The organism is Homoserinimonas sp. A520 (assembly GCF_054489245.1).
In genome coordinates, this window is sequence record NZ_JBTMWX010000001.1 from 474,570 (window position 1) to 498,868 (window position 24,299).

A 24,299-nucleotide genomic window follows, 5' to 3' on the forward strand; every position below is an offset into this window, starting at 1 on the left:
GGCGTGGAGGCGGAGATCTTCACTGGCTTGGCACTCTCTCGGAGGTTGCTGTGTCGAGGCCCTGCGATGTGCGGGCCGACGGTCTATGGTGCCAGAGCGGATGGACGGATGCAAGGGCTAGGCGCCGGGGCGCACCAGCCCGGTCTCGTAGGCGAGAACGGCCAGTTGCACTCGGTCGCGCAGCCCGAGCCGGCCGAGTAGGCGCGACACGTAGGTCTTGACGGTGGCCTCGCTGAGGAACAGCTCGCGCCCGATGTCGGAGTTCGACAGCCCGCGCGCCACCAGCCTGGCCACCTCGAGCTCGCGCTCCGGCAGTCCGGACAACTGTGCCGGAAGCACCCCGTCCAGCGGTGCCTTCGAGAAGCGTTCGAGCAGTCGCCGGGTGACCGCTGACGCAAGCAGCGTGTCACCTCGGGCCACCGAGCGCACCGCATGCACCAGGTCGTCCGGCGAGACGTCCTTCAGCAGGAACCCACTCGCCCCCGCTCGAACCGCCTGGTAGACGTACTCGTCCAGGTCGAAAGTGGTCAGGGCAAGCACGCGCGGCCGGGGCTCATCCCCGGCGAGCAGAACCCTGGTCGCCTCGATGCCGTCCATGCGGGGCATCCGGATGTCCATGAGCACGATGTCAGGCGAATTCTCCTTGGCGAGGTTGACGGCTTCCAGGCCATCGCCTGCCTCGGCGACGACGAGCATCCCGGCCCGCTCCAGGATCAGCCGGAAACCGCCGCGCACCAGTTCCTGGTCGTCGGCGACGAGGACCCGGATCTGGGCCGGATCGGTCACGCGGTCACCGCCCACGGGAGTTCGGCGCGCACGGTGAACCCACGGCCGTCGCTCTGCACCGTCTCCAGCCGACCGCCGTAGACGGCCGCCCGCTCCCGCATGCCGATCAGCCCGTGCCCGTCGGTCGACCCGTGCCCGCCGGAGCCGTCATCGCGCACCTCGACCCGCACACTGGTGTCGGTGTAGTCGACGGTGAGGTCGGCGCGCGTGGCACCCGAGTGGCGCCGCGCGTTGGTGAGCGCCTCCTGCACGATGCGGTACGCCGCGAGGTCGAGGCCGGGAGGAAGCGAACGTGGTGTTCCCTGGATGGCGATCGAGACATCCAGCCCGCCGTTTCGCGCGTCATCAGCCAGGGCGGACAAGCCGTCGAGGCCCGGTTGAGGCCGCAGCGGCTCGTCCGTGCTGTCGCGCAGCATGGCGACCACCCGACGCATCTCGCCCAGGGCATCCGCCCCGGTATTGCGGATGTTCGACAGCGCCTTCCGCGCGTATGCCGGGTCATCGTCGACGACCTGCTCGGCCGCGCCGGCCTGCACCACCATGACGCTGACCGCGTGCGCGACAACGTCGTGCAGTTCGCGCGCGATCCGGGACCGCTCATCGGCGATGGCGGTCAGCATCCGCGTGCGGCTCTCCGTCTCGATCTCGACCGCCCGGTGCTGGGCTTCGACAGCGCGTCGTTCCGCCCGGTTCACCAGCAGACCGATCAGCCAGGCGAGCACCACCCCGAACCAGTGGAAGAACACCTCGCCAGGATCCTGCAGTTCGGTGACGCGAAAATCGAAGAACAACAGGCAGGAAGCGGCCGCGAGCGCGCCAATGACGGACTCCCGCCGGTTGCCGTGCCTGGCCACCGAATAGGTGGCAACCACGATGGGAACGAATTGCCCCCAGAACAACACCAGAACGGGCTGGATGCTGAAGGCGATCGGCCAGGTCAACAGGACCACCAGCGCCGTGGCCAGCGGCCAGACCCGACGCAATGCCAGAGTCAGGCACAGAATGATCGCAACAACAGAGCTGGTGACGGGTGAGCCACTACCGGCGACGGATGGCAGCGGCAGCCAGATCTCGATGAGCGCGAGTGCGGTCAGCACGACAGCGAACGACCCGTCGATGACCCAGGCCACCAACGTCCGCTTTCCCAGCATCCGCTGCATCACGGGGCAAGCCTAGTGACGGCAGTGACCGACAGCATCAGCCGCAAGTTGATGCGTTCATCAACCCGGGGCTGATGACGCGCACCCTGGGCGCTCCCTACCGTCATGGCAGGTCGCGATCATCGCGACCCCCACCGAAGGAGTCATGATGATCACTGCCCGTTATGTCCGCACCGTCGCGGCCATCAGCCTGGTGCTCAACGCCGTGCTGAGCGTTGTCTCCATTGCGCTGATGCCCGCGTTCGCCCAGGGCACCGCCGAGAACCTCGCCGCGATCGATGCGGCAGGAACCATGGCCACCATCTCGGCGACAGCCTTCGTGGTAGCCCAACTGCCGTTCATCATCGCGGTGCTCGGCATCTCCCACCTGGCCGGCATCCGCGCGCCCATCATCGCCGTCATCGCCGGGACCGTCGCCGTCATCGGCGGGTTCGGGCACGCGGTCTTCGGCGGAACCCAGCTCGTGCAGCTGGCGATGGCGGCGGACACCGCGAACCACACGGTCTACGCCGGCTTGCTCGACGGTGAGATGCCCCTGCCTCTGATGATCATGATGCTGTGCGGCACGGTCGGCACGGTGCTCGGAATGCTGCTGCTCGGCGTTGCCGTGCTGCGGGCCAAGGTTGGACCGCGCTGGGTGCCGTACGCGATCTGGTTGTGGCTGGTCATCGAGTTCGTGGGCACGAGCATCACCGAGTGGGCCACCCTCGCCTCCGGGCTGCTCTACCTCGGCACCCTGGGTGCCCTCGCCGTGGCGGTCTGGCGCAGCCCGCTGACGGTGTGGGCATCCGCGGCGACGACCGCGGCGGACGCCGCTCGCAAGTCGGAGGCGCTGAGCGCCTAGCTTGCCCACTGCCGCGACGCGGTGTTTTGAGTGGTTCGCGCACGCAGGTGCGGGCGCGGACCACTCAAACGACAGCGCGGCGGCGGATGCTCAAACGACATCGGTCAGGTAGGGCTGCTCCCCGACCGGGAGCTGGGCGAACGATTCCCAGGCCGCGGCAAGGGCGGCGACCGCGCGATCGGTCTCCTCCGGCGCGTAGCTGAACGGGATGCGCAGAAACCGCTCGAACGCCCCATCGATGCCGAATCGCGGCCCCGCCGTGATGAGCAGCCCGTGGCTCCGGGCGGCGATCGTCAACTGGGAGCTGACCGGCAGCCCGATGTTCACCCAGGCGGTCAGGCCGCCGGGCACGTGCGGCACCGACCACTCGGGAAACGCGGATCGCAGCGCCGAGACCAGGTGGTCGCGACCGGTCCGCAATTGGGCTCGACGCTCAGCGAGGATGACGTCGTAGTCGGCCAGCAGCCGCGCGACCATGAGCTGCTCGAGGATCGGCGTGCCGAGGTCGCCAGCCATCCGCGCCCGCACCAGCTTCTGGATGAGAGGCCGCTCGGCCCGGATCCAGCCGACCCGGAGGCCGCCCCACACGGTCTTGCCGACCGATCCGATCGAGATGGCGTCGCCGAGAGCGGCGAATGGCGTGACCGGATGATCGTGGTCGAGGGAGAGCTCCGCCATCGTCTCGTCGGCGATCAGCCGGGTGCCGTGCCGTTCGGCGAGTTCGAGCGCCCGCTGCCGGAGCTCGACCGGCATGCTCTGGCCGGTCGGGTTGTGGAAGTCCGGCATCAGGTAGCCCACCGCCGGACTGGAGCGCTGGATCGCCTGTTCGAGCGCGAGACGGTCCCATCCGTCGTCCACCGAGACGTTCACCGGAACCAGCCGGGCGCCCGCATGGCGCAGGGCCTCGTAGGCGTGCGGGTAGGTGGGCACCTCAACGATGGCGCTGTCGCCCCGGCCGACCAGGGTGCGGGCCAACAGGGCGATGGCGTGCTGCGCGCCGATCGTCACCATGATCTGGTCCGGGTCGGTGGGCAGCCCCCTCAACCGGTAACGTTCGGCGATCGCCTCGCGCAGCACCGGGATTCCCACCGGATCGAAACCGGTGCCGCTCAGGTAGGCGGGCAGGTCTGCGGTTGCCCGCTCGGCGGCATCCACGATCCCGGGCGCTGCCGGCATGGCCGCCTTCGAAAAGTCGAGGTAGTCGCTCAGGCCCGCGTCGATGGACACCGGCGCACGACCGGGGAGGCGGGCGATGCTGCCGGAGCCGCGCACACTGGTGAGGTAGCCGGATTCGCGCAATTCGCTGTACGCCCTTGTCACGGTGGTCCGGCTGATGCCGAGCCCGGCCGCGAGGTCTCGCTCGGCGGGAATGCGGGTGCCCAGTGGGATACGACCGTCCACGATGAGCAGGCGGATGCGGCCGGCGAGAGCCGCGTAGGCGGACGGCCCTTCTCCCCGCCAATCGCTGAGGAGGGCGGCCAGCGCGCGAGCAGACAGTGATGCCATGAGGCCACTTTACGCCGATTGGCCTCTTGATATAAGGCCAATAGTCAAATTGGATATCATCATGCTTCGTCGGATCCCCCAACTGCTCATCGGCCTGTTCCTCTACGGGGTGGCCATCGCCATGATGATTCGCGCCGGCCTCGGCGTCTCGCCGTGGGATGTGCTCTCCCAGGGCGTATCCATCCAGACCGGGCTCGCGTTCGGCCTGGTTACCAACCTCATCGGCCTGGCCGTGCTGCTCCTGTGGATCCCGATCCGCGAGAAGCCGGGCATCGGAACCGTGCTCAACGTGCTGCTGATCGGCCCGAGCGCGGAGGTGGGCCTGTGGCTGATCCCGGCGCAGACAGAACTCTGGGCACAGATTCTGCTCTTCGCTGCAGGCCTGGTACTGCTGGCGATCGCGACCGGCCTCTACATCGGAGCGAGGTTCGGACCCGGCCCCCGGGACGGCCTGATGACGGGCATCCATCGCCGTTACGGCGTTCGCATCTGGGTGGTGCGCACCACCATCGAGGTCGTCGTGCTGGCGGCCGGCTGGATGCTGGGCGGCACGGTGGGGCTGGGCACGGTCGCCTTCGCGCTGTTCATCGGACCGATGGTCAACGTGACGATGCCACTGTTGCGGGCACCGGATGCGCCGCGGACCAGCGAGAGCGTGGCATCCGTCGCTCCGGCGACTCCCTGACGTCAGGGTCGGGTCACACTCCCGTCAGTCGACGGGCGGCAGGAGCAGCCGTGCCAGGGCATCCGTCACCCAGTCCGCGAATTCGGCGTCGGTCCATTCATGCTGGGCGGTGAACGCCAGATAGTTCTGCGGCCCGAGGAGGGTGACCAGGATGTCGCCGGCCCGCGCAGCCGTCAGCCCGGGCTGCAGCAGACCGTGCGCGCCCAGGCTTTCGGTGACCTTCCGGAATTCGCGGGAGCGGTGGCGCTCCGATTCCTCATAGACCTCGGCGACATCAGGATCAGTCCTTGCCGCGACGCGCGCGGTTTCCGCAACGGCTGCTGCTCGCGCATAGATGGGCACGGTCCCCCGGACGAAGTGGGCGATCGCCGTCGCGCCATCGCCCGACTCGAGTGCGTCCCGGAACCAGTCCGAATCCTCGGGCCGAGCGATCGGGGTACCGGTTTCGGACTGACCCATGACGGATACGCCCAGCAGGTCGTTGAGTAACTGCGCTTTGGTGCCGAAGACGAAGTACACGGTCTGCACGGCAACGTCGGCGCGGGCCGCGATCACCACCATGGTGGTGGCGTGATAGCCGCTCGCCGTGAACTCCTCGCGGGCGGCCGAGAGGATGCGTGCACGCGTGCGTCCAGCCCGCTCCTTTCGGCTGAGTTTCGGCTCATTTTCCCCATTGACGCTGCTCTTCACCCTCCTTACACTACTAGTGACAGTCACTAGTGATCATCACTAGTAACACTAAGGAGCCGGACCATGGCTGTTCCCACCCGCGACGTCCGCATCGCTCGAGTCGCATTCGCCCTCGCCGCAACAACACTGCTGGCGGGCGTGTGCCTCATCACGATGTATTCCATCGAGGTCCCCCGCGGCGGACCGTACTACTTCGGGGCGGCCAGCGACACGCTCGATGGCGCGAGCAAGCTGCTCCTGGCGGTGCTCGTCGTTCATCTCAGTCGCAGGCTGCTGAACTCCGCCGTGTCGCGGGCGATCATCGGAGCGCTCGAGGTGCTCACGATCTGCTCGGCGGCCGCATCCTTCCTGCTCGCGGCACAACTGGTGCCGCTGGAGGTGCCGAGCGCCATCGCTGTGACGGTGACAGCGTTCCTCGCCGCCTGGATGGTGTGGCTGAACGGGCGGCTTCTCGCTGACCCCACGTTCCCGCGGCGCCTCGCTCGGTTCGGCCGGCTCATCGGCATCGGCCTGATCGCCGGGTTCCTCCTGGTCGGAGTCAGCCTGTTGCTGCCATGGATGTCGCTGCCGCAGCTGATCGTCGGCGGGATCGGTGTGCTCCTCGGTGGATCCGTGTGGCTGGGCTGGCCGGTCTGGTATCTCCTGGTCGGACGCTGGCTGCGCCCGACGGAGGCGGCCGAAGCAGAGCCTGCCGCGCCGGTCGCAGCAGAGAGTTGGTTGTGAGATGCCCGCCCCCGCCCGGGATGCCCGGTTTGCCGCCCTCAGCTACGCATTGTTTGCGATCACCCTGTTCACCTGCATCTCACTCATCCTGATGTACGGGATCGAGTTGCCTGGGGGCGGTTCCCGCTGGTTCGGGCCGGCGAGCGACATCCTGTCCGGCCTCAGCAATCTGCTTCTGCCATTCCTCATCGCTCACGTTGGTGCGAACGCAGCCACCACCCCGGGAACCAGGGCTTTCAACTGGGTCGTGATCGTCCTGTCGCCCGTCGCGGCGATCTCCTCGTTCCTCCTGGTGACCGACGTGCTGTCATTCGAGGTCGCCACGCCGATCACGGTGGCGGTCATCCTGCTGCAGGCGATCTGGCTGTTCTGGGTGAGCGGGCACTTCCTGGCAGACACCGACTACCCGCGCCGGCTGGCACGTTTCGGCCAGGCGATCGGTATCGGCCTGGTCGCCGGGGTCGTCTTCGTCGGGGCGGCGGTCCTGTTTCCGTGGCTGTCCTGGCCGCAACTCACGCTGGGCGTGATCGGGCTCATCCCCGGCCTGGCCGCCTGGCTGAGCTGGCCATTCTGGTACCTCTGGCTGGGGCGCTGGCTGCAGCCGTCGAAGGTGGATGCCGCGGTGAACGTCGACCGGCTGTGACGGCGCCAGCCACGCGCCGTTTTCGGTGGAACGCGCAGTAATATTCGGGCGCGTTCCATCGAAACGACAGCGTGGCCGGATGACCTACAGGTTGCGCTCGGCGTATGCCTTCATCGCGTCGCGCACGAACGTCGCGCCGTCCACACCGCCGTAGTTGGCGGCGAATCGCTCGTCCGCGACGTACATCTCGCCCAGCCCCACGAAGTACTCCTTCGTCGGGCCGGTCGTTCCGCCGCCCGGGGTGCCCGGGATGCCGCGCAGCCACTCGAAGTGCTGCTGCGCGACGGCCTGGGCCTCGTCGCCGGCTGGGTCGATTCCGGCCTGGGCCGCCGCGATCCACGCCTTGCCGAGGTCTTCGGCACGCTGCTTCCAACCGCGCTTCTCTTCGGCAGACATGGACGTCCACCACTTGTTGCCCTTCGCATAGGCATCCTTGCCCCACCGCTCCTCGACCTCATCCTTGTACTGGGTGTGGTCGAAGCCGTCAAACATTTCTTCTGCCATCAGTTGTTCACCCCCCTCCAATTTCGTGATCGTCGTCTCGACGGCGGCGATTTGCCGGTCAAGCCGTTCCTTCTCCTTGTGCAACCAGTGCAGGTGGCCCAGCAGGGCATCCGCATTCCTGCGTTGCCCCGCGAGCACCTCGCCGATTGCCGGCAGGCCGAGTCCAAGTTCCCGCAACAACAGGATGCGCTGCAACCGGGCGAGAGCGTCTTCGTCGTAGTAGCGGTAACCGTTGCCGCCGATGCGGCTAGGCGCCAGCAGCCCCACGTCGTCGTAGTGACGCAGCGTGCGACTCGTCGTTCCCGACAGGCGCGCAATGTCCTGGATGGACCAGTCCATGCCGTACCCCTTTCCTGCTCGACTACGACGATAAAGGTTGACGCTACGTCAATGTCAAGCGAAATATCTTGCGGGATTCTGAAACGCGATATAGCGTGAACCGGATTAGACGCGATATAGCTTGACTTACGGCGGGAGAGAACATGGCCAGGCAGAAGTGGCTCGTAGACGGCCCCAGGATCATCGACGTACACGAAGTGCGTGCCCTCAAGGTCGGCCTGGTGGCCGGCCGGGTCGACATCGTCGGCCACGACGAACCGGGAGCACGGGTCGAGGTGCACTCCGTCGACGGCAAGCCGATCAAGGTCTCAATCGAAGGCGACGTGCTCGAAGTCGACCATCCGCAACTCAACTGGGAGAACTTCATCGACGTGTTCAAGTACTTCCGCGGGCACGCCAGGGCCGAGGTCAGCATCCTGGTACCCCGCAACGTCGAGTTGAAGCTGGGAGTGGTGTCGGCATCCGCCATCGTCAGCGGGCTGCGGAACGGCGGCAAGATCAGCACCGTCAGCGGTGAGGCGGTCATCGACAACACCGCGGGGGTACTCGACCTGAACGCGGTCAGCGGCGAACTGTCGGTACGCGACCATCAGGGCACCGTGAACGCCCGGACGGTGGGCGGCGACGTGGCGGCAACTGGTGACATCGTCAAGTTCTCGGGCGACACCGTGTCAGGAAACATCATGCTCGACCTGGCCGGCATCCCGGACACGGCCAGGGTGAGCACGGTCTCCGGCGACGTCACCGTGCGGCTCGCCCCCGGCGTGCCGGCCGAGTACAAGATCAACACCGTCTCGGGCAAGGTGCAGCTGGACGACTCCGAGATCACCGGCGTGGTCGGCGGCTACTCCGGCAAGTACGGACAACTCGACGACAGCTGGCTCGAGTTCAGGGCGACCACCGTGAGCGGTGACGTGTCGGTGATGCACGCGGTCGACGAGAGGGTGAAATGAGTCCCGTCTTCGCGCACGGCGACCTGCGACTGTACCTGCTCAGCCTGCTCAGCGAGCGGCCGATGCACGGTTACGAGCTCATCCAGGAGCTGGGTGACCGGTTCGGCGGCACCTACATTCCCAGCGCGGGCACCATCTACCCAAGGCTGGCCAAGCTGCAGGCGGACGGCCTGATCAGCAACGAAGCAGATGGCAGGAAGACGGTGTACTCGATCACGGATGCCGGTCGAGCCGAGCTTAACGCCAGGAAGCCGGAGCTCGACCGGATCGAGACCGACGTAACCGGCAGCGTTCGTCACCTCGCCGATCAGGTGCGCGCGGACGTGAACAACGCGATGCGGTCGTTGCGGGCGGACCTCGCGGCAGCCGCCAGGGAGGCGCAGCAGGATGCTCGCAGCGAGAAGCGGGCCGAGCGCAAGACGGTCGGCGTGCAGGGTCGCCGGGAGCTTCAGGAGGCCGAGCTGGTGGTGAACGAGTTCCGCAACCTCGTGCGGTCGGAGCTGCGGACGCTGGTCGCGACCGACGCGCTCGCTCCGGGGACCGCAGCACGGCTCAAGGAGCAACTCGACGCTGTGAGGGCGGGCTTCGGCGGGCGCTGAGGCGCGCACAGCCACAGCGTGAAAGCAGGAGAAACAGCAACTTCGGCGGGAAAAACTCCCTCAACCGGTGCGGATGTCCGAAAAGGTCTCTCGTTTGGGCAGAGGGCAGGGCAGCGGGATCAGCCGGCGAAGTCGACCGGGAGGTAGACGTCCTGCACCCGGTCGTTCAGCGCGGTGTGATCGTTGCGGGTGAAGACGCCGCAGGCATCCGTTCGGCAGTCGACGCCCTCGCCGGTAGGTGGCGGCACCTCGAGGTAGGCGGTGAAGGTGCCGGTCGCTGCGTCGTCGTAACTGCGGGCACCGAACAGCTTCCAGGCCCAGTCGTCGTTGATCCAGTTGCTGGGCGCGAACTGCACAGTGCCTTCGGCGAACTCCTCGCCGGTCTCCGTCGACGGGACGCCGCCCAGGCACGGTCCCGGCTTGGTCGCCGGATCATCCGGGATCTTGCAGATGGCGACATAGATGCCCTGCCCGGTGTCGAACCCGGTTCCGCTGACCACGATGTGCTGACCCGGTTCGAGGGCGGACGTGTCGAGCGTTCCGCCCGGCTCGGCCGAACGCACGTCGATCGTGCGGGTTCGCCCGTCGTCCCCGATCGCTGTCGCGGTGAGCGGCCAGTCCTCCTCCGTCTCGACGACGGTGGACTGCCCTCCGTCCTGGTGCAGGAGGATCGGGAGGACCACCACGGCGGTCGGCACCAACAGCAGCACGGCAACGGTGCCGACAATCCACGGCCACACCTTGCGCTTCGACTTGCCCACGACTGAAGTGTAGATCGGACGGCGAACGACCCTGTCAACCGGCCGGGGACGCTGATCCGTCGAAGTGTTACCCAACGGAGGACAGAACCATGAGATCTCTTGCACTGGTCGGCGCCGCGCTTCTGGTGATCGGATTGGGCGGATGCTCCGCGCCCGCCGGGGACACTGACGAACCGACCGCACCGAGCGAGTCCGCGACCGCAGAACCGGACGTCACCACCGGCGGTGACCAGTGTGGCGGCCTCACGACAGAGGACCTGGTCGGAATCTTCGGGGTCGACCTACAGGGGCCAGACCCGTCCACCGGCGACAGCGACCAGAACGGCGTGACCTGGACGAGCACCGGCTGCGATTGGGAAGGCGAGGGTGAGCTGGAGATCGACCTCGACATCTCCGAAGCGTCGGACTTCCCGGACGGCAAGATCGCCTGCATCGAGCCGGGCGGCGTCGGCGAGGTGACCCCGGTGGACGGCATCGGCAACCAGGCCTGGTGGAAGTTCGATGACTTCAACGAGGTCGAGGGCGAGCTCCGGGTCTGCACCGACGATCGGCTGGTGGAGTTCGCGGTGGATGCCGAGACCGGTTCCATGTCATCCGACGACTTGAAGGAGAAGGTCGAAAGCGCGGTGCGCATCGTCGTTGGCTGACCCGCGATAGTCTCGGCTCCGTGAGGTTTCGGGTAGCGGTTGGCCGCCGCGAAGTTGCCGCGGTGCTGCTCGGCGGAATGCTGGGTACCGGCATCCGGTTGGCACTCGATGTGCTGATGCCACACAGCAGCGCCGAATTCCCGGTCGGCACCCTTCTGGTGAACACTGCCGGCAGCTTCACGCTGGGGCTGTTGATCTCTGCACTGTGGGGGCGCCCCGGCGTTCCGTACTGGCTGAAGGCGGGCGCGGGTACCGGGCTGCTGGGGGCCTTCACCACCTTCTCCGCCATCATGGTGTCGCTGGTCTCCCAAGCGGCATCCGGCCAGTGGATGCTCGCGGCCGGCTATCTCGTCGCCTCCGTCGTGCTCGGGCTGCTGGCGGCCGGCGTCGGGCTTCGTCTCGGCCGGCGACCGGACGCACCCGACTGGGTGGACGAATGACCGCCGCCGTGGCCGCCGCCATCATCCTCTGCGGCGGCGTGGCCGCCGTCGCCCGGTACCTCGTCGCGGTGTGGTTCTCCGGCGATACCCGGTTCCCGTGGGCCGTGCTGATCGTGAACGCGGTGGGATCGGCACTCGGTGGAGCGGTACTGGGCCTCGGCAGTGGGCTCTCCGACGACATTCAGCTCATCCTGCTCAGCGGAATCGCCGGCGGGCTGACCACCTTCAGCACGTTCAGCGTGGAAACAGTTCAGTTGGTGCTCGACGGGCGAGCCCGGGTCGCCGCGCTCAACGTCGCGTTGAACCTCGGCGCCGGGCTCGCCGTCACGGGGATGGCGTATGCGCTGACTTTCTGGGCCTTCACCGTGAGCTGAATTGAGAGACCTTTTCGGAATACGGCACCGAATGAGGGAGTTTTTCGCGGCTGAAACGCGATTTCTCCCTCATTCCGGCCGGTCGACCGAGGCGCGGCTCTGGGTCTCCAATGCGGCAGCCAACTGCGCGACCAGCTTCTCCTCGAGGGGCAGGATGTCGGCGACCAGGTCCGCGTAGGCGGCGATGGTCTCGGCGGGGTCGTCGTCCTCGGTGGTCGCGCCGGCGACATCCGCCAGCTCCGCCCAGCAGGCTCCGCTCTCCGCCGCGGTCTGACTTGCAGCAGCCAGCTTCAGCCCGGAGACACCCTCCGCCTCGGCCAGGAACTCGGCGTACAGCGGCCTCGTCGCCCCCGCCGCGGTGTGCGCCCAGGTCAGGCATTCGGCCAGCCGCCGAGAACCCACGGCGAGCGCTGACGGGTCGGCGAAGCGCTTCGCCCAGCCCGCCTTGGTGCGAGTATCAGCGAGCTCGTCGGCGAACTTGCGGATGCCGCTGAGCCCCAGGTTCACATCGAAGCTGTTTCCCAGCACCGGGCCGGTCAGGTGGGCGTGGGTGGTGGCGATCGCCGAGCGGATGCCCGCACCACGGTCGATCAGTGCTGCGTCGACCGGAGTCGGCTCGATCGTGGCCAGCGCGAACCGGCCCTTGCGGTGCGCGGCCCAGGCGTCAGCCAGGGTGTCGGCATTGAGGCGGTACGGCTCCGCGGAGCGGTCATCCACCAGGTACTCGTTGCCGTGCTTACCTGCCACCACGATGGCGTACGGGTCGGCGGCCTCTTCAGGGCGAGCGCTGTGCCAGGGCAGCAGCCCGCGGCCGACGGTCAATTGTGCAGCACGGCCAGACGCGAGGGCAGCATCCAGCTTGGCCAGCGCCGGTGCGGGCTTGGATGAGGTTGCCATCGACAGCGTCAAACCGAGGTGCTCGGTGACCGCCTCCAGCCAGGGCTGCGGATGATGCTGCGCCACGATCGTGAGCATCGGGTGCGGCACCTGCTTGTACTCGAAGATGGCGTAGAGGAAGCCGATCCCGCCGCCCAGGCCGCAGGCCATCGCCTCGGAGACGTCGATGCCCGCCTGCGCGAGAAGGTGACGCGCCAGGCCGGACGGGCCGTGGTCATCCGCCCCGAACGCCGGATACCCGGGAGTCAATCCGGCCAGCGCGCGATCAGCTTGTCGGGAGGTCACCTGCCGGTGCGCGGTGGTGTAGCTCTCGCCGGTGCGGGCCATGCGCTCGCGAACCAGCTTCTTGAGGGAGTTGTGCTCAGTCATCTCAGTGCTCTCCTGCGATCAGAACGCGTCGCGCCCGCGCCCTCGACCCGTTCATCGCATCATGAGTGCAACTGTTGACGGTGTCTCTCGCGATGACATGGTGGTCACCTTTGCTTCCACGTCCGGCAAGCCGAGCGGAGTTCGGCGAGCGCGGGTCGCCGACCAAGGAAGTGCGGCCCACGAGGGAGCCTGCGAGGAGTTTATCGCAGAGGTCAGGCGACGGCTACGGGCAGCGCGCGGGCCGGCGCCAGCGTTTCGGCGAGGGATCTGCGGGCGCGGAACAGCTGGGTCTTCACCGTGCCCGGCGATACGCCCAGCTGTTCGGCGATCTCCGCGACAGGCAGGTCGAGGAAGTAGAACAGGATGCACACCTGCCGCTGCCCGAGCGGGAGCGCTCGCACCGCGCCGACCACCTGCGGGTCTGGCAGCCGGGCGTCAGCGGCCGCACAGGCATCCGCCACCTCCACCCGATCGAGGGCCCGGTGTTCGGATTGCTGCCGACGGAAGCGGTCGCGGCTGCGATTCGACGCGACGACGGTGACCCAGGCGGCCAGATTGCGTACCGGCTCGGTGGGCGGATGCTCGAGGTAGCGCACGATCGCGTCCTGCACCGAATCGGCCGCACCCTCGCGGTCTCCGGTGATGAGGCGCACAGCGGCCACCACGGCCGGGTACTCCTCGCTGACGAACGCCTCAAGCTGGCTGCCCACCACCCCACAGTGGGCGATCGGGGCCGCCGGTACATCCGTAACCGTTACGGAATAGTGGCGTGCACGCGGCCGACCGGTTGTGCCACTCTGGAACCGTTGAGGGAGCCGGATGCCGTGAGCACCAACCGTGAGGCAAGTCTCGACCGCCTGCGGGGCGCGGTGGAGCGCGGTCGGCGCGGCGAGTCGAGCGTTGTGCTGGTGCATGGGGGCATAGGTGTCGGCAAGTCCTGGCTGCTCGGCCGGCTCATCGACGAAGTAGCTCCCGAATCATCGCTGCGGCTGCTGCGCTGCACCGGTCACCCCGCCGAGTCCGACCTTCCGTACGCGGGTTTGCACCAGCTGGTGTCGCCCCTGCTGCACCGCCTTCCCGAACTGCCGCAATTGCATGCGGATGCGATCTCGGCCGCCCTCGCGCTCGGCTCATCAAAGACCCTCGACCGCCTGGCCGTCTCCGTCGGCCTGCTCGGGCTGCTCACACTGGAGGCCGAGCAGCGCACGGTGCTCGTCGTCGTCGACGATGTGCATTGGCTGGACAACTCCACCACCCGGGCGTTGACGTTCGCCGCCCGACGGCTGGACGCCGACGCCGTGGCCATGGTGTTCAGTTCTCGCAGTGGTGCCGGTGACATCGGCTGGGCGGCCGGATTCGACCGGATCGAGCTGGGCCCTCTCGACACCGCGACCAGCCGTGCCCTCCTGCGGCAGGCGCACCCGGAACTCAGTGCTGCGGTGACCGCGCGGGTGCTGAACGAGGCAGACGGCCTGCCACTCGCCCTGCTTCAGATCCCCGCCGACCTCACCGCGGAGCAGCGTGCCGGGAGCGCAGCGCTCCCCACAGTTCTTCCGCCCGGTACCGCCCTCGACGAGTTCTACCGCGGCCGGCTGTCCTCCTTGGGAGGCGATGGTCGTCGAGCCCTCGCGCTGGCCAGCCTGGACGACCTGACCATCGATCAGTTGGGAGCCGCCCTGGCCGGCGTCGGGCTGACCCTGGCAACACTGGAAACCGCTGAAACTTCCGGCTTGATCCGGTTGGCACCCGACGGCTACGGATTCCCGCATCCGACGGTGCGCTCCGCCGCCCAGCGCGCTGCCAGTTTCGCCGAGTTGCAACGCGCTCACGCGGCGATTGTGGACGCCCTTCCCGCCACGTCCACGCGGGCGGCCTGGCATCTGGAGGCGCTCGCCTCCGGAACGAATGCAGCAACAGCGGATGCCCTGGGTCGCGCCGCTCTGGACGCCTGGGGTCGCTCTGCCTACGAAGAGGCCGGCCGGGCCTGGAGCGCATCCGCCGTCCGCTGCCCGGATCCCGCGGTCGCGCACCAGCGTCGGGGCCGCGCTGTAGATGCCTATTTGCGGCTGGGCTCCTTCGCCCCGCTCGCCGAGCTGCTGCCGAAGCTCCAGGCGAACGCGGCCGATGCGGCGGAGAAGGCTCAGTGGCAGGCGGTGCACCTGGTCGCCGGACTGTTCTCTGGTGCGGAGCCGCCGCCCTACGCCGAGGTGCGCGACCTGGCGCAGTCGATTGCCGAGGCTGCGCCGGAGGCGGCTTCGCGGCTGCTCAGCACCTACGCGCTCATCCTCATCTTCGATGGGGAAACCCGCCTGGCGTGTGCGGTGGTCGACGAACTGCGGGCCATGCTGCCCGACCACCAGTTCTCACTCGCCGACCGGTTGGTGCACGACGATGCCGAGATGCTGGCCGGCCGGCCCGGTGCTGGGGCATTCCTGCGGTCGGACTGGCCGGAGCGCCTGAGCGACGCCGAACTGTGCGACCCGTCGATTCCGGTCGCGTCTCCGCTCGTTCACCTCGCCTGGATGGGAGACGCCGTTCGGGCCGGCGCGACCATCGACCGTCAATACGAGGCGCTCCAGGCCGGCGGCGGCGTCAGCCTGATCGACCTCTGCCTCGCCCAGCGCGCCGTCATCGCCCAGCTGACCGGCAACTGGGATGAGGCGCACGCGGCCTTCTCCGGAGCCGGAGACCTCTCCCGGGCATCCGATTTCGCCGCCCCGATGCCGCACATCCGCCTGCGTCACGCCTACCTCCTGGCGGCACGCGGCGATGAGACGCAGGTTCGGGAGATCGTGGCTGAAATGGCGGCGCTGGCCGGATCGGACCGCCCGATCCACCGCCACCTCAGCGGATGCGTTCTCGGCCTGCTCGCGCTCACCCTGGGCAGGCATGAGGAAGCTGTCGGCCACCTGCAGGATGCGGGCGCCCTGGAACACCGCATGGGCATCCGGGAGCCGGGGTTCGACTCCCGGTTCGGCGACCTCTTCGAGTCGGCCTGGCGGATGGGAACGCAGGAACAGTTGCAGACGGAGCTCGATGACTTCGAGGAGCGCGCGCGCACGGCGTCCCGGCACAGCGCGTCGGCGGTCGCGCTGCGTTGCCGGGCCATGGTCGCTCCGCCGGAGCAATTGGACGCCGCCTTCGCGGAGGCGCTCGCGATGCACGACCGGGTGCCGTACAAGTTCGAGATCGCCCGCACCCACCTGGCCTGGGGGCGGCGCCTGCGGCGGGAGCGACGCAAAGCGGATGCCCGCGCGCCGCTTCACCAGGCACTCACGGCTTTCCAGGCACTCGGTGCCCGGCCCTGGGTATCCGCCGTGCTGGAGGAGCTGGCGGCGTGCGGCGAACGCCACACCGCTGCCGCCTCCGGTGCGCTCAGCACACTGACGCCCCGCGAACTCGCGGTCGCGATGGCCGTGGCGGGTGGCGCCAGCAACACGGAGGCGGCCGCCCGCCTCTTCGTGTCGCGGCGCACCGTCGAACACCACCTCGGGTCGGTCTTCCGCAAGCTGGGCGTGCGCAACCGGGCGCAGCTCGCGGAGCGCATCGCCGAGTAGCTGTCAACCGGCTGTGCTGTCAACCGAGACCCGGGCGTTCCGCGTCGTACGGGTATGAGCGTGGCCGTGCAGCAGAAGACCCAGGTAGACCTGGACCACTTCGTCACGCACGAGTACCCGAAGGTGGTTGCCGCGGTTGGCCTGATCACCGGTAACCGCCAGGATGCCGCCGACGCGGTTCAGGATGCCTTGGTCGGGTTCCTCGCGAAGCCTCCGCAGCATCCGGTCACCAACGTCTCCGCCTGGATCACCGTCGTCGCCAGCAACCGGGTGCGGGACCAGTACCGGCGCAAAGACGCCGAGCAGCGCGCGCTCGCAAAGGTGGGTATCGATCCGGAGGCGATGGCGGATGCCCGGCACATGCTCGACGTGGACGTCATGAAGGCGCTCGGCGAGCTGCCGCTGCAGCAGCGCCAGGTGTGCACCCTGCACTACCTGATGGACCAGTCCGTCGACACCATCGCCGAGGGACTCGGGGTGACCCCCGGAACCGTCAAGACCCAGCTGCACCGGGCGCGCAAGGCGCTCGCAGCACGGCTGAGGAGGGAGGATCACCATGGCTGAGATCGACACCGCTGACATCGACATCGATGAGCTGCTGAGCACCGCGCTGAAGCGCGTCGCCGAACCCGGTGACCCGACCGGTGTCGCCGATGCCATCCGTTCGCGGATGGACGCCGGTGACACCGGAACCCCCGTCGATGGGCCGCTCCTGCCGCGCTCCAGCGGCTGGATGCCGTGGGTGGGCACGGGGCTCGCGGTGGCGATCCTCGGTGGCGCTGTCGGAGCATCCGGCCTCTTCGGTGCAGGCTTGTTCGCCAGCCCTGCCACTGCCTCGACCTCAGCGGCGATTGCCGCTGGCCAGTCCGTTTCGGGCGGGCTCTGCCCGGGCGACACCGGGGCCGCGACGTTCGGGGGCGGCGAACGGGTGCTGGCCGTCAAGCGAAGCGACGACTCCGGCTGGGTTGCCGTGCGGCACCCGGCGAGCACCGCCGGCCTGGTCTGGTTGCCGACCGCCGTGGTGGTTGTCGACCACGGCCAGGCGGCCATCGACTCCCTCCCGGTCGGCGGATGCCTCATCCCGGTCGTCTCCGCAGGGGAGGAAAACCCCGCTCCCGCACCAGCACCGGAGCCGGCTCCGCAGCCCGAACCCGGGCCAGGCCCGGCGCCCGCGCCGGTGCCACTGCCCGAGCCGCCGGCCGGAGACAGCCAGGCCCCGGCCATCATCCAGGCCTGGGCAACCCCGACCTCGGTGTACAGCACGGAGTCGACGACGATCCATGTCACGGCATCCGATAACGTCGCCGTCTCTGCCGTGAACGCGACCTGGACGGGGCCGGACTCCGGATCGGCCGCGCTCACCAAGGTGGGCTCGGAGTGGCGATTGGTCTACACCTTCCCCGCCTCAGCACCATCCGGCACCGTCACCTTCACCCTGACGGCCAGGGATGCCGCCGGCAACGCCAGCCCCTCGCAAACCGTCCCCGTCACCGGAATCTTCTTCGGCTAATCCACTTCGGCTAAGGAGCCTTCTCATGTCACGTCCCCGCACCATTGCCCTTCTCGCCGTCGTCGCGCTGCTCGCCCTCACCGGGTGCAGCACACCGGAACCCACCTTCGACCCGGAGTCGGTCGCCGAGGTTCCGGTTGACGTTCCGGCCGATGGCGAGCCGGCCGAGGAGTCGGAGTCCATCGACGTCTGTGCCGCCCTGGCCGGTATCGACCTCGTCGCGCTGATGGGCGAGGAGGTGGGCGCGGCGACCGGCGGAGGCGGGGCCTGCCAGGTCAAGGCGACCTCCGGGATGTCCGCTGCAGCCCTCCACGTTCAGGTCAATGAGGATGGCACCCGTACCTACGAGAACCAGAAGGCCCTGTTGACCGTGACGGAGGAGCTGAGCTCCCCCGGTGACGAGGCGTTCTTCGGCGACACCGCGCTGGCCAAGGGCCTCGACATCCTCGCGGACGGGCACCACCTTTCCGTGCGCATCCACCGCCAGACTTCCCCGATCACCGGGGCCGAGCTCGTCGCGGTTGCCGAAACCGTGCTCACCAACCTCGGGTGGTGATCGTATGCGAGCGAACACTTTCAGCGGCAGGCGGGCGATAGCCCGCATCGCCGCTGTACTCGGCATCCTCGCGCTGGGCGTGGGGGCAGGGTTCGCCGGCAGCCGGCTTGCTGCTCCGGTAGAGAGTGTGGCAGCGCCGATCGCGACGGAGATTCTCCCGGTTATCGCTCCAGTGAGCCGCGCGGCCGACGCAGCACCGGAGGACAGCGACGGCGACCCCGACACCTTCGATGTCAGCCCCGCGATCGGGCACGCCGATGTGCCACCGGGTGACGCAGCCCGGGACGAGGTCGCTGCGGCGGCCCTGGCGCTCGGCACAGTCGACGATCCGGCAACGGTCTACGACCTCCCGGTGCTGGGTGGGGAGGGCGATCCCTGTGCGAGCGAAGCCGACGCGCCTGCTGACTGCCCTGACGGCATCCGCGGGGCCATCTTCAGTCTCACCGGGGCGTCGCTGGCGATCTTCCCCGTGTTCAATCCGCAACTTCCCAGCGCAGGCAACCTGGGTGTGGTGTGTCCGGCAAGCGAGCCGGCGATCGACCCGGCGACCCGTGACCGGATGCGGTTCGGTGTCGGATCCACCGCACCGGCTGCATCCATGACCGTCGTCTATCACCCGATCGGGCAGCCGGATGCCGCGCGAGAGTTGACGACGGAAACCTCCGCGGACGAGCGAGCAGCCTGGGAGCGGGTCTCCGGAAGCATCCGGCCGCTCATCTCCCACTGCTTCACCCTCGACGAGCTCGACCCGGGCCTCCGCTACCAGGTGACCGTCACGGCAGAGGGCGATGCGGGCGCCACCGATACCGAGACTCGTTACTTCGGCCTCGAGCAGGAACTCACCCGACCTCCCGTCCGCGTCGTGCCCCTGCTGCAGAACCTGGTGTTCCTCTCGGTGCCGCACCGCGACCGCCAATCCGTCAGCGTCAAGGCACTCTCCTTCGACGACGAAGGCGGGCCGACCGAGTGCGGCGAAGAGGAGGAGACGGGGCTGTACAACCTGAAGCCGCTCACCGAGCCGAGCACCGTCAGCATCGACATCGAGCACCTGGAGCGCAACGGCTACCAGTCCGCCTTCACCAAGCGCACCGGGCAGGCGTTCTTCCTCGAAGAGGGATCGACCACCATGCTCTGCCTGTTCGTCTACGACACCGACCGCCCGAGCTGGTCGTGGGACACCGCGGAGTACCGCTACTCGGTGGTGGTGCAGCCTCCGGATGTCACGGTGCCTTCCGTCACGCTGACCGACATCAGCCTGCACTCCTCCCTCCACACCGACGGTGACCTGTACATCCGCGGGTGGGACCGCAGCCGGTCGAATTGCAGCGGCCGCGGGTTCACCTTCGCATCCGTGGAGGCGTTCTTCGGCCCTGGCGACTTCGAACAGCCGATCTGCCAGTGGGGGCACCTCAGCGGCGGCAACGGCGTGCGTACGGGGGACGTGATCCTGCAGGCCACGGTCGGCGAAAACAAGAACAACGTGCTGCTGCCGCTGTCGTCCATAGCCTGCACCGGAGTCTGCGACCTGCCGGCGAGCGCGACCTACCAGCTGCTGTTGCCGACCGTGCGGGACGCATCCGGCCTCTGCGGCTCCAGTTTCGGGGACTGCGAACCCCCGACGTCCGAGGTGGCGGCCGGAACCGCAACGTTCCGCGTCGACTGGCATCAGGGATTCCAGAACGGACAGTCGGAGTGGGCGGTCGGCGAGATCGCCGAGAGCACCCCGGAAACCGTGGTCGCCGACCGGGCGCAGCTGAACACTCGCAAGATCCTGAAAGAGGTGAGCGACGCATCCGGGTTCCATCTGGAATTCGACCTCGAGGTGGACCGGCCGGTTCGCTTCAGCGCAACGCTCAGCGGTGACTGCATCCTTCCCGGCACGGTGACCGAGGTGACGGGCGAGTACGACTCGGGCACCCAGCGGGTGCGCTTCGCCAATGTCTGCCACGGCACCGACTACCGGGCGAGTGTGCAGCTGTTCGATGGCGACGCCGTGACCTCGTACGGTGACGGCTCCCCCGATGGCCACTGGGGCGTCGGCGTGATCCGCACCACTCCGATCGAGAAGCTCCTGAACTTCGGGTACCGGGTCACCGACTCGGATCCTGGACGCAACACCTCGCTCCTGAACCCACTCGAGTTGAGCGTCAACGGCGAACGGATCAACCTCGGCGTCAGGGAGACGGGCGACTGCTTCTACGGCGACACCCTGGCCGACTTCGACACGGACAAGACCGCCGAACTGGCAGAGCTGGTCACGGTCACCGTCTCGGTGGGAATGGCCAACGGCAACGGCTCGCCGGAGTCTGACCTGTATCCGGTGTGCACGGATGCGGATGCCGGTGAGCAGTACACCTTCCAGACCACCATTCCGGTGGCCGACCTGAACACCGTCGGGGTGCGGATCGCGTCGCCAGACGATGCCCCGTTCGAGTTCATCCTGTCGATCACGGAGCGGCCCCGGTGATGCAGGTGGGCCTCGACAAGCTCGGCTGGTCACTTCGACAGGCTCAGTACAACGCTCGACAAGCTCGACCCGCCTCAGGGCTCGGCCCGCGTAACGGTTAGAGGTTGCTGAGCTGCGCGACGACCTGGCGGGCGATCATACGGCCGGACCGATTCGCACCGATCGTCGATGCCTGCGGGCCGTAGCCGGCGAAGAAGATGCGGGGATCCTTCCACGACGCCCCCTGCCCGACGCTGACCCCGCCCTCGCGCTCGCGCAGCTTGAGCGGTGCCAGATGACGTAGCTCCGGCCGGAATCCGGTAGCCCAGATGATGGCGTCGGCGCGCTGGAAGCTGCCGTCCTCGAGGCGCACGCCATCCGCTTCGATCGCGGTGAACATCGGTCCAGGCACCAGCAGGCCCCGCTCGATGCCCGACTGGATGCGCCGGGTGCGCGGCACCCCGGTGCCGCTCACGATGCTGGGAAGGGCTCGGCCGGAGCGCGCGGCCTCATCCTGGGCGGCCACCGCGCGGCGGCCGTCCTCCAGGTTCAGTTCGCCCTCATCGAGGAATTCGACCGGGCGACGGCTCACCCAGGTGGTGCTGCCGGCAAGATGCTCCAACTCGAGCAGGAAACCGATGGCGGATGTGCCACCGCCCACCACGACGACATCCTGGCCGGCGAACTCATCCGCGCTGGCATAGTCGGTCGTGTGCACGTGCCGGCCCGCGAACGTGTTCATTCCCGGGTACCAGGGGATGAACGGGGAGCCCCAGGTGCCGGTCGCGTTCACCACCACCTGGGTGGCGACCTCGCCGTCACCGTACTCATCGGAGTATTCGACAATCAGGTCGAGCCCGCGGTCGAAGACCGAGCGAACCCGGGCCGGGCGGTGCACCTGCAGATTATAGTGCTCCTCGAATTGGCGGTAATAGTCGGCGACAACGTCTTTTGCCGGCTTCGACCGATCCGCATTCTCGAACGAGAGGCCAAGGTCGTCCAGCCCGGGAAGGTCATTGATGCGGTGGGCGCTCCCGATCTTCAAGGCCTCCCAGCGCAACTGCCAGGCACCACCGGTGGACGGCCCGCGGTCGAAGACGATGAACTCGTCGCCGGGCGTCAACCCCAGGCGCTGCAGGTAGTAGGAGACGGAGAGTCCGGCCTGGCCTGCACCGATCACCACGACGGATGTTCTGGCAGGCTCGGAGGTCACCCCAACACGTTACCGGGGAACGCTGGGAGAGGCACACCTTCAGCACATGGCCGACCTCCCGAATTGTGCCCTCATGCTAAAGTAAGAAGTTAGATTTGAAGGAACCTTGTTGGTCAACCCCGGACCCGCGGATGCGGCAACCGGGCAGGAATCGTAAGGGGGTCAAGCCATGGGGCGCGGCCGTCAAAAAGCAAAGCACACGAAGGTGGCTCGGGAGCTGAAGTACTTCAGCCCGGACACCAACTACAACGCGCTCGAGCGCGAGCTGACCAGCAGCGAGCCGGGGGCGGCCTTCACCGACCCGAAGCTCGAAGAAGATCTCGAGAAGTGGCCGGAGTTCGCCGCCGACGGCGACACTCGCACCGCGTGACGCGGTGCGAGTGCGTGAACCGCTGCGCCTGATCAGGCCCGTCGCGCGGTGAACAACAGGTACTCCCAATCCATTTCGGAACCTGGGCCGAGGTAGCGCTCCGCCAGGGCTGAGAGGTCGTGGTCGAGCCCGGTCACTTTCTCCGGGTCGCCTGCGATCCCCCGGTACGCCGCGATGGTCGGGCCGTAGTTCGCCTTGAAGTAGTCGAGGAACGCATCCGGGCTGGCGAAGTGATCGACCACGAGATTCCGTCGCTCCGCGACGATGTCGGTGACGCGATCGCCGAACAGTTCACGTACGTGCTTCTCGTCGCCCCACAGCGGCGGAGGCTGAGCCCCCGTCGGCGCCGGTGCAACGTAGGGCTTCATCGCCCGGAACATCTGGCCGATGAAGCCTTCGGGTGTCCAGCTGATGAGCCCGATCGTTCCGCCTGGGCGGACAACACGGACGAGTTCGTTCGCGCTTGCCTGGTGGTGCGGCGCGAACATCACTCCGACGCACGACAGCACAGCGTCGAACTCTCCGTCGGCGAACGGCAGGGCCTCCGCGTCAGCCTCGATCCAGTCCAGTCGCGCACCTTGTTCGGCGGCGTGCCGGCGACCTGTCTCCAACAGCGCGGGGGTGAGGTCGCTGGCCACGACGCGGGCTCCAACGAGCGCGGCGGGGATCGCCACATTGCCGGCGCCCGCTGCGACGTCGAGAACCCGGTCCCCTGGGCGGATGCGGGAAGCGTCGACCAGGGTTCTGCCCAGTTCCGGAATGATCTCGGTTGCGACCGCGGGGTAGTCTCCGAGCGTCCACACCGCACGGTGCTTCGCCTTGAGCTCTCGGTCGGTTTGGTCAATGACTTGCTGGTTCATGCCAATCTCCTTGTGGTGTGTGGTGGTACACCCAGTGTCAGATCGCCGTTATCGCCAATCCAGTCTCACATGTGAAGCGGATGCGGTACACGATGTGTACTAGTCACCGTGCGCATCAGGGTGTGTACTTGTCGATGTCATGCGATGACTCTCGGAGGCAACGATGTCTACCTACGGCCAGTTCTGCCCGGTTGCCAAGGCGATGGACCTATTGGACGAGCGCTGGACCCTCCTCGTGGTGCGCGAGCTGGTTGCCGGCAGCACCCACTTCAACGACTTGCGTCGCGGTCTCCCCAAAATGTCGCCGGCTCTCCTCTCCAAACGACTGCGAACCCTGGAACGTGGTGGCGTCATCCGCCGTAGGGAGCGCTCGGGGCGCATCTCCTACGAGCTCACCGAGAGTGGACATGAGCTCAAGGTCGCGATTGAGGCACTCGGCGTGTGGGGCATGCGGTGGATCTCGGAACTCGGTGAGGAGGAACTCGACCCGCACCTGCTGATGTGGGACATGCGCCGCAGGGTCCCCGTCGATGCCTGGCCGCGCACCCGCACGATTCTGCACTTCACCTTCGACGACATGCCCGCGCGTGAAGCACGTTGGTGGATCGTCGTCGCCGACGGTCACGCCGACGTCTGTGATTTCGACCCCGGCTTCGATGTGACCGCGACAATTTCGACGAGCCTGCGCACCATGACCAGAATCTGGCGAGGGGACATCTCCTGGGCCGAAGCGTTCAAGACCGGCAGCATGGTCATCACCGGCTCAGCCGGCGTTGCCCAGGCGGTGCCGGCATGGCTGGGCCACAGCGCGTGGGCGGATGTCCCGCGTCCAGTACGAGTAGCCGAGCAACCGCAGCCGGCGTAACT

The 24,299-nt window shown here is 67.8% G+C and carries 26 protein-coding genes; 16 read left to right on the top strand and 10 right to left on the bottom strand.

Annotation, left to right across the window (positions count from 1 at the left end; genetic code table 11):
* Positions 1-117: 117 nt before the first annotated feature.
* Both ACX3PH_RS02375 and ACX3PH_RS02380 read right to left on the bottom strand, forming a co-directional pair.
* Positions 118-786 (bottom strand): response regulator transcription factor, encoded by a 669-nt coding sequence (locus tag ACX3PH_RS02375; RefSeq protein ID WP_459088989.1) that lies wholly within the window; start codon positions 784-786, stop codon positions 118-120.
* On the bottom strand, positions 783-1,946 hold the full coding sequence (locus ACX3PH_RS02380) for an ATP-binding protein (protein ID WP_459089818.1): 1,164 nt from the start codon (positions 1,944-1,946) through the stop codon (positions 783-785). The genes ACX3PH_RS02375 and ACX3PH_RS02380 overlap by 4 nt, the downstream gene beginning before the upstream one ends.
* Before the next feature lie 148 nt (positions 1,947-2,094).
* On the opposite strand from ACX3PH_RS02380, the gene ACX3PH_RS02385 reads away from it, so the two are divergent.
* Complete coding sequence (locus tag ACX3PH_RS02385; RefSeq protein ID WP_459088991.1) at positions 2,095-2,790, top strand: hypothetical protein; 696 nt, start codon at positions 2,095-2,097, stop codon at positions 2,788-2,790.
* A gap of 90 nt (positions 2,791-2,880) precedes the next feature.
* On the opposite strand, the gene yczR is transcribed toward ACX3PH_RS02385, so the two are convergent.
* Positions 2,881-4,296 (bottom strand): MocR-like transcription factor YczR, encoded by a 1,416-nt coding sequence (yczR, locus tag ACX3PH_RS02390; protein ID WP_459088993.1) that lies wholly within the window; start codon positions 4,294-4,296, stop codon positions 2,881-2,883.
* 61 nt (positions 4,297-4,357) lie between these two features.
* On the opposite strand from yczR, the gene yczE reads away from it, so the two are divergent.
* Positions 4,358-4,981 (top strand): membrane protein YczE, encoded by a 624-nt coding sequence (gene yczE / locus ACX3PH_RS02395; RefSeq protein ID WP_459088995.1) that lies wholly within the window; start codon positions 4,358-4,360, stop codon positions 4,979-4,981.
* A 24-nt stretch (positions 4,982-5,005) separates the two neighbouring features.
* Here the strand turns inward: yczE and ACX3PH_RS02400 are convergent, their stop codons facing one another.
* Complete coding sequence (locus ACX3PH_RS02400) at positions 5,006-5,671, bottom strand: TetR/AcrR family transcriptional regulator (protein WP_459088997.1); 666 nt, start codon at positions 5,669-5,671, stop codon at positions 5,006-5,008.
* A 63-nt stretch (positions 5,672-5,734) separates the two neighbouring features.
* Between ACX3PH_RS02400 and ACX3PH_RS02405 the strand changes: the two genes are divergently transcribed.
* Both ACX3PH_RS02405 and ACX3PH_RS02410 read left to right on the top strand, forming a co-directional pair.
* Entirely contained in the window at positions 5,735-6,394 is a 660-nt protein-coding gene (locus ACX3PH_RS02405) for a hypothetical protein (protein WP_459088999.1), read from the top strand.
* 1 nt (position 6,395) lies between these two features.
* Positions 6,396-7,037, top strand: a complete 642-nt coding sequence (locus tag ACX3PH_RS02410) for a hypothetical protein (protein ID WP_459089001.1) — start codon at positions 6,396-6,398, stop codon at positions 7,035-7,037.
* 84 nt (positions 7,038-7,121) lie between these two features.
* On the opposite strand, the gene ACX3PH_RS02415 is transcribed toward ACX3PH_RS02410, so the two are convergent.
* A complete protein-coding gene (locus tag ACX3PH_RS02415) occupies positions 7,122-7,880 on the bottom strand; it encodes a MerR family transcriptional regulator (RefSeq protein WP_459089003.1) in 759 nt (252 codons plus the stop codon).
* 143 nt (positions 7,881-8,023) lie between these two features.
* On the opposite strand from ACX3PH_RS02415, the gene ACX3PH_RS02420 reads away from it, so the two are divergent.
* Together ACX3PH_RS02420 and ACX3PH_RS02425 are read left to right on the top strand one after the other, a co-directional pair.
* The gene (locus ACX3PH_RS02420; RefSeq protein ID WP_459089005.1) at positions 8,024-8,833 is read left to right on the top strand and encodes a DUF4097 family beta strand repeat-containing protein; all 810 of its coding nucleotides are present in this window, start codon (positions 8,024-8,026) and stop codon (positions 8,831-8,833) included.
* Entirely contained in the window at positions 8,830-9,432 is a 603-nt protein-coding gene (locus tag ACX3PH_RS02425) for a PadR family transcriptional regulator (protein ID WP_459089007.1), read from the top strand. Before ACX3PH_RS02420 ends, ACX3PH_RS02425 begins: the two co-directional genes overlap by 4 nt.
* A 119-nt stretch (positions 9,433-9,551) precedes the next feature.
* Here ACX3PH_RS02425 and ACX3PH_RS02430 read toward each other — a convergent pair whose 3' ends face one another.
* Positions 9,552-10,193, bottom strand: coding sequence for a hypothetical protein (locus ACX3PH_RS02430; protein ID WP_459089009.1), 642 nt, complete (start codon positions 10,191-10,193; stop codon positions 9,552-9,554).
* 89 nt (positions 10,194-10,282) lie between these two features.
* On the opposite strand from ACX3PH_RS02430, the gene ACX3PH_RS02435 reads away from it, so the two are divergent.
* The 3 genes from ACX3PH_RS02435 to ACX3PH_RS02445 are packed head-to-tail and all read left to right on the top strand — an operon-like array spanning position 10,283 to position 11,654.
* A complete protein-coding gene (locus ACX3PH_RS02435) occupies positions 10,283-10,840 on the top strand; it encodes a DUF3558 domain-containing protein (RefSeq protein ID WP_459089011.1) in 558 nt (185 codons plus the stop codon).
* A 20-nt stretch (positions 10,841-10,860) separates the two neighbouring features.
* Positions 10,861-11,280 carry a fluoride efflux transporter FluC gene (locus tag ACX3PH_RS02440; protein ID WP_459089013.1) on the top strand — a complete coding sequence of 140 codons (420 nt, stop codon included), beginning with the start codon at positions 10,861-10,863 and terminating at the stop codon, positions 11,278-11,280.
* A complete protein-coding gene (locus tag ACX3PH_RS02445; RefSeq protein WP_459089016.1) occupies positions 11,277-11,654 on the top strand; it encodes a fluoride efflux transporter FluC in 378 nt (125 codons plus the stop codon). Before ACX3PH_RS02440 ends, ACX3PH_RS02445 begins: the two co-directional genes overlap by 4 nt.
* Positions 11,655-11,723: 69 nt before the next feature.
* On the opposite strand, the gene ACX3PH_RS02450 is transcribed toward ACX3PH_RS02445, so the two are convergent.
* Positions 11,724-12,920, bottom strand: a complete 1,197-nt coding sequence (locus ACX3PH_RS02450; RefSeq protein WP_459089018.1) for a BtrH N-terminal domain-containing protein — start codon at positions 12,918-12,920, stop codon at positions 11,724-11,726.
* A gap of 212 nt (positions 12,921-13,132) precedes the next feature.
* Positions 13,133-13,630 carry an RNA polymerase sigma factor gene (locus ACX3PH_RS02455; protein ID WP_459089020.1) on the bottom strand — a complete coding sequence of 166 codons (498 nt, stop codon included), beginning with the start codon at positions 13,628-13,630 and terminating at the stop codon, positions 13,133-13,135.
* Positions 13,631-13,744: 114 nt separating this feature from the next.
* Here ACX3PH_RS02455 and ACX3PH_RS02460 point away from each other — a divergent pair, with 114 nt between their 5' ends.
* Genes ACX3PH_RS02460 through ACX3PH_RS02480 form a run of 5 tightly spaced genes read left to right on the top strand, consistent with a single transcriptional unit; the run spans position 13,745 to position 21,010 of the window.
* A complete protein-coding gene (locus tag ACX3PH_RS02460) occupies positions 13,745-16,477 on the top strand; it encodes a helix-turn-helix transcriptional regulator (RefSeq protein ID WP_459089022.1) in 2,733 nt (910 codons plus the stop codon).
* Between the two features lie 60 nt (positions 16,478-16,537).
* The gene (locus ACX3PH_RS02465; protein ID WP_459089024.1) at positions 16,538-17,041 is read left to right on the top strand and encodes an RNA polymerase sigma factor; all 504 of its coding nucleotides are present in this window, start codon (positions 16,538-16,540) and stop codon (positions 17,039-17,041) included.
* Positions 17,034-17,987 (top strand): Ig-like domain-containing protein, encoded by a 954-nt coding sequence (locus ACX3PH_RS02470; protein WP_459089026.1) that lies wholly within the window; start codon positions 17,034-17,036, stop codon positions 17,985-17,987. The genes ACX3PH_RS02465 and ACX3PH_RS02470 overlap by 8 nt, the downstream gene beginning before the upstream one ends.
* A gap of 25 nt (positions 17,988-18,012) precedes the next feature.
* Complete coding sequence (locus ACX3PH_RS02475; protein ID WP_459089028.1) at positions 18,013-18,543, top strand: hypothetical protein; 531 nt, start codon at positions 18,013-18,015, stop codon at positions 18,541-18,543.
* 4 nt (positions 18,544-18,547) lie between these two features.
* Positions 18,548-21,010 (top strand): hypothetical protein, encoded by a 2,463-nt coding sequence (locus ACX3PH_RS02480; protein ID WP_459089030.1) that lies wholly within the window; start codon positions 18,548-18,550, stop codon positions 21,008-21,010.
* Positions 21,011-21,107: 97 nt separating this feature from the next.
* Here the strand turns inward: ACX3PH_RS02480 and ACX3PH_RS02485 are convergent, their stop codons facing one another.
* Complete coding sequence (locus ACX3PH_RS02485) at positions 21,108-22,202, bottom strand: NAD(P)-binding domain-containing protein (RefSeq protein ID WP_459089032.1); 1,095 nt, start codon at positions 22,200-22,202, stop codon at positions 21,108-21,110.
* A gap of 169 nt (positions 22,203-22,371) precedes the next feature.
* Here ACX3PH_RS02485 and ACX3PH_RS02490 point away from each other — a divergent pair, with 169 nt between their 5' ends.
* Positions 22,372-22,572 (top strand): DUF3073 domain-containing protein, encoded by a 201-nt coding sequence (locus ACX3PH_RS02490; protein WP_459089034.1) that lies wholly within the window; start codon positions 22,372-22,374, stop codon positions 22,570-22,572.
* Positions 22,573-22,604: 32 nt separating this feature from the next.
* Here ACX3PH_RS02490 and ACX3PH_RS02495 read toward each other — a convergent pair whose 3' ends face one another.
* Entirely contained in the window at positions 22,605-23,432 is an 828-nt protein-coding gene (locus ACX3PH_RS02495) for a class I SAM-dependent methyltransferase (protein ID WP_459089036.1), read from the bottom strand.
* Positions 23,433-23,595: 163 nt separating this feature from the next.
* Between ACX3PH_RS02495 and ACX3PH_RS02500 the strand changes: the two genes are divergently transcribed.
* On the top strand, positions 23,596-24,297 hold the full coding sequence (locus ACX3PH_RS02500; protein WP_459089038.1) for a winged helix-turn-helix transcriptional regulator: 702 nt from the start codon (positions 23,596-23,598) through the stop codon (positions 24,295-24,297).
* Positions 24,298-24,299 lie beyond the last annotated feature (2 nt).

What these genes read in the sequence shown, in the direction of transcription:
- ACX3PH_RS02410 (WP_459089001.1), top strand. Translation starts at nt 6,396, where the DNA reads ATGCCCGCCCCCGCCCGGGATGCCCGGTTTGCCGCCCTCAGCTACGCA.
- ACX3PH_RS02385 (WP_459088991.1), top strand. Translation starts at nt 2,095, where the DNA reads ATGATCACTGCCCGTTATGTCCGCACCGTCGCGGCCATCAGCCTGGTG.
- yczE (WP_459088995.1), top strand. Translation starts at nt 4,358, where the DNA reads ATGCTTCGTCGGATCCCCCAACTGCTCATCGGCCTGTTCCTCTACGGG.
- ACX3PH_RS02470 (WP_459089026.1), top strand. Translation starts at nt 17,034, where the DNA reads ATGGCTGAGATCGACACCGCTGACATCGACATCGATGAGCTGCTGAGC.
- ACX3PH_RS02445 (WP_459089016.1), top strand. Translation starts at nt 11,277, where the DNA reads ATGACCGCCGCCGTGGCCGCCGCCATCATCCTCTGCGGCGGCGTGGCC.
- ACX3PH_RS02490 (WP_459089034.1), top strand. Translation starts at nt 22,372, where the DNA reads ATGGGGCGCGGCCGTCAAAAAGCAAAGCACACGAAGGTGGCTCGGGAG.
- ACX3PH_RS02495 (WP_459089036.1), bottom strand. Translation starts at nt 23,432, where the DNA reads ATGAACCAGCAAGTCATTGACCAAACCGACCGAGAGCTCAAGGCGAAG.
- ACX3PH_RS02425 (WP_459089007.1), top strand. Translation starts at nt 8,830, where the DNA reads ATGAGTCCCGTCTTCGCGCACGGCGACCTGCGACTGTACCTGCTCAGC.
- ACX3PH_RS02435 (WP_459089011.1), top strand. Translation starts at nt 10,283, where the DNA reads ATGAGATCTCTTGCACTGGTCGGCGCCGCGCTTCTGGTGATCGGATTG.
- yczR (WP_459088993.1), bottom strand. Translation starts at nt 4,296, where the DNA reads ATGGCATCACTGTCTGCTCGCGCGCTGGCCGCCCTCCTCAGCGATTGG.
- ACX3PH_RS02415 (WP_459089003.1), bottom strand. Translation starts at nt 7,880, where the DNA reads ATGGACTGGTCCATCCAGGACATTGCGCGCCTGTCGGGAACGACGAGT.
- ACX3PH_RS02380 (WP_459089818.1), bottom strand. Translation starts at nt 1,946, where the DNA reads ATGCAGCGGATGCTGGGAAAGCGGACGTTGGTGGCCTGGGTCATCGAC.
- ACX3PH_RS02450 (WP_459089018.1), bottom strand. Translation starts at nt 12,920, where the DNA reads ATGACTGAGCACAACTCCCTCAAGAAGCTGGTTCGCGAGCGCATGGCC.
- ACX3PH_RS02420 (WP_459089005.1), top strand. Translation starts at nt 8,024, where the DNA reads ATGGCCAGGCAGAAGTGGCTCGTAGACGGCCCCAGGATCATCGACGTA.
- ACX3PH_RS02475 (WP_459089028.1), top strand. Translation starts at nt 18,013, where the DNA reads ATGTCACGTCCCCGCACCATTGCCCTTCTCGCCGTCGTCGCGCTGCTC.
- ACX3PH_RS02405 (WP_459088999.1), top strand. Translation starts at nt 5,735, where the DNA reads ATGGCTGTTCCCACCCGCGACGTCCGCATCGCTCGAGTCGCATTCGCC.
- ACX3PH_RS02480 (WP_459089030.1), top strand. Translation starts at nt 18,548, where the DNA reads ATGCGAGCGAACACTTTCAGCGGCAGGCGGGCGATAGCCCGCATCGCC.
- ACX3PH_RS02500 (WP_459089038.1), top strand. Translation starts at nt 23,596, where the DNA reads ATGTCTACCTACGGCCAGTTCTGCCCGGTTGCCAAGGCGATGGACCTA.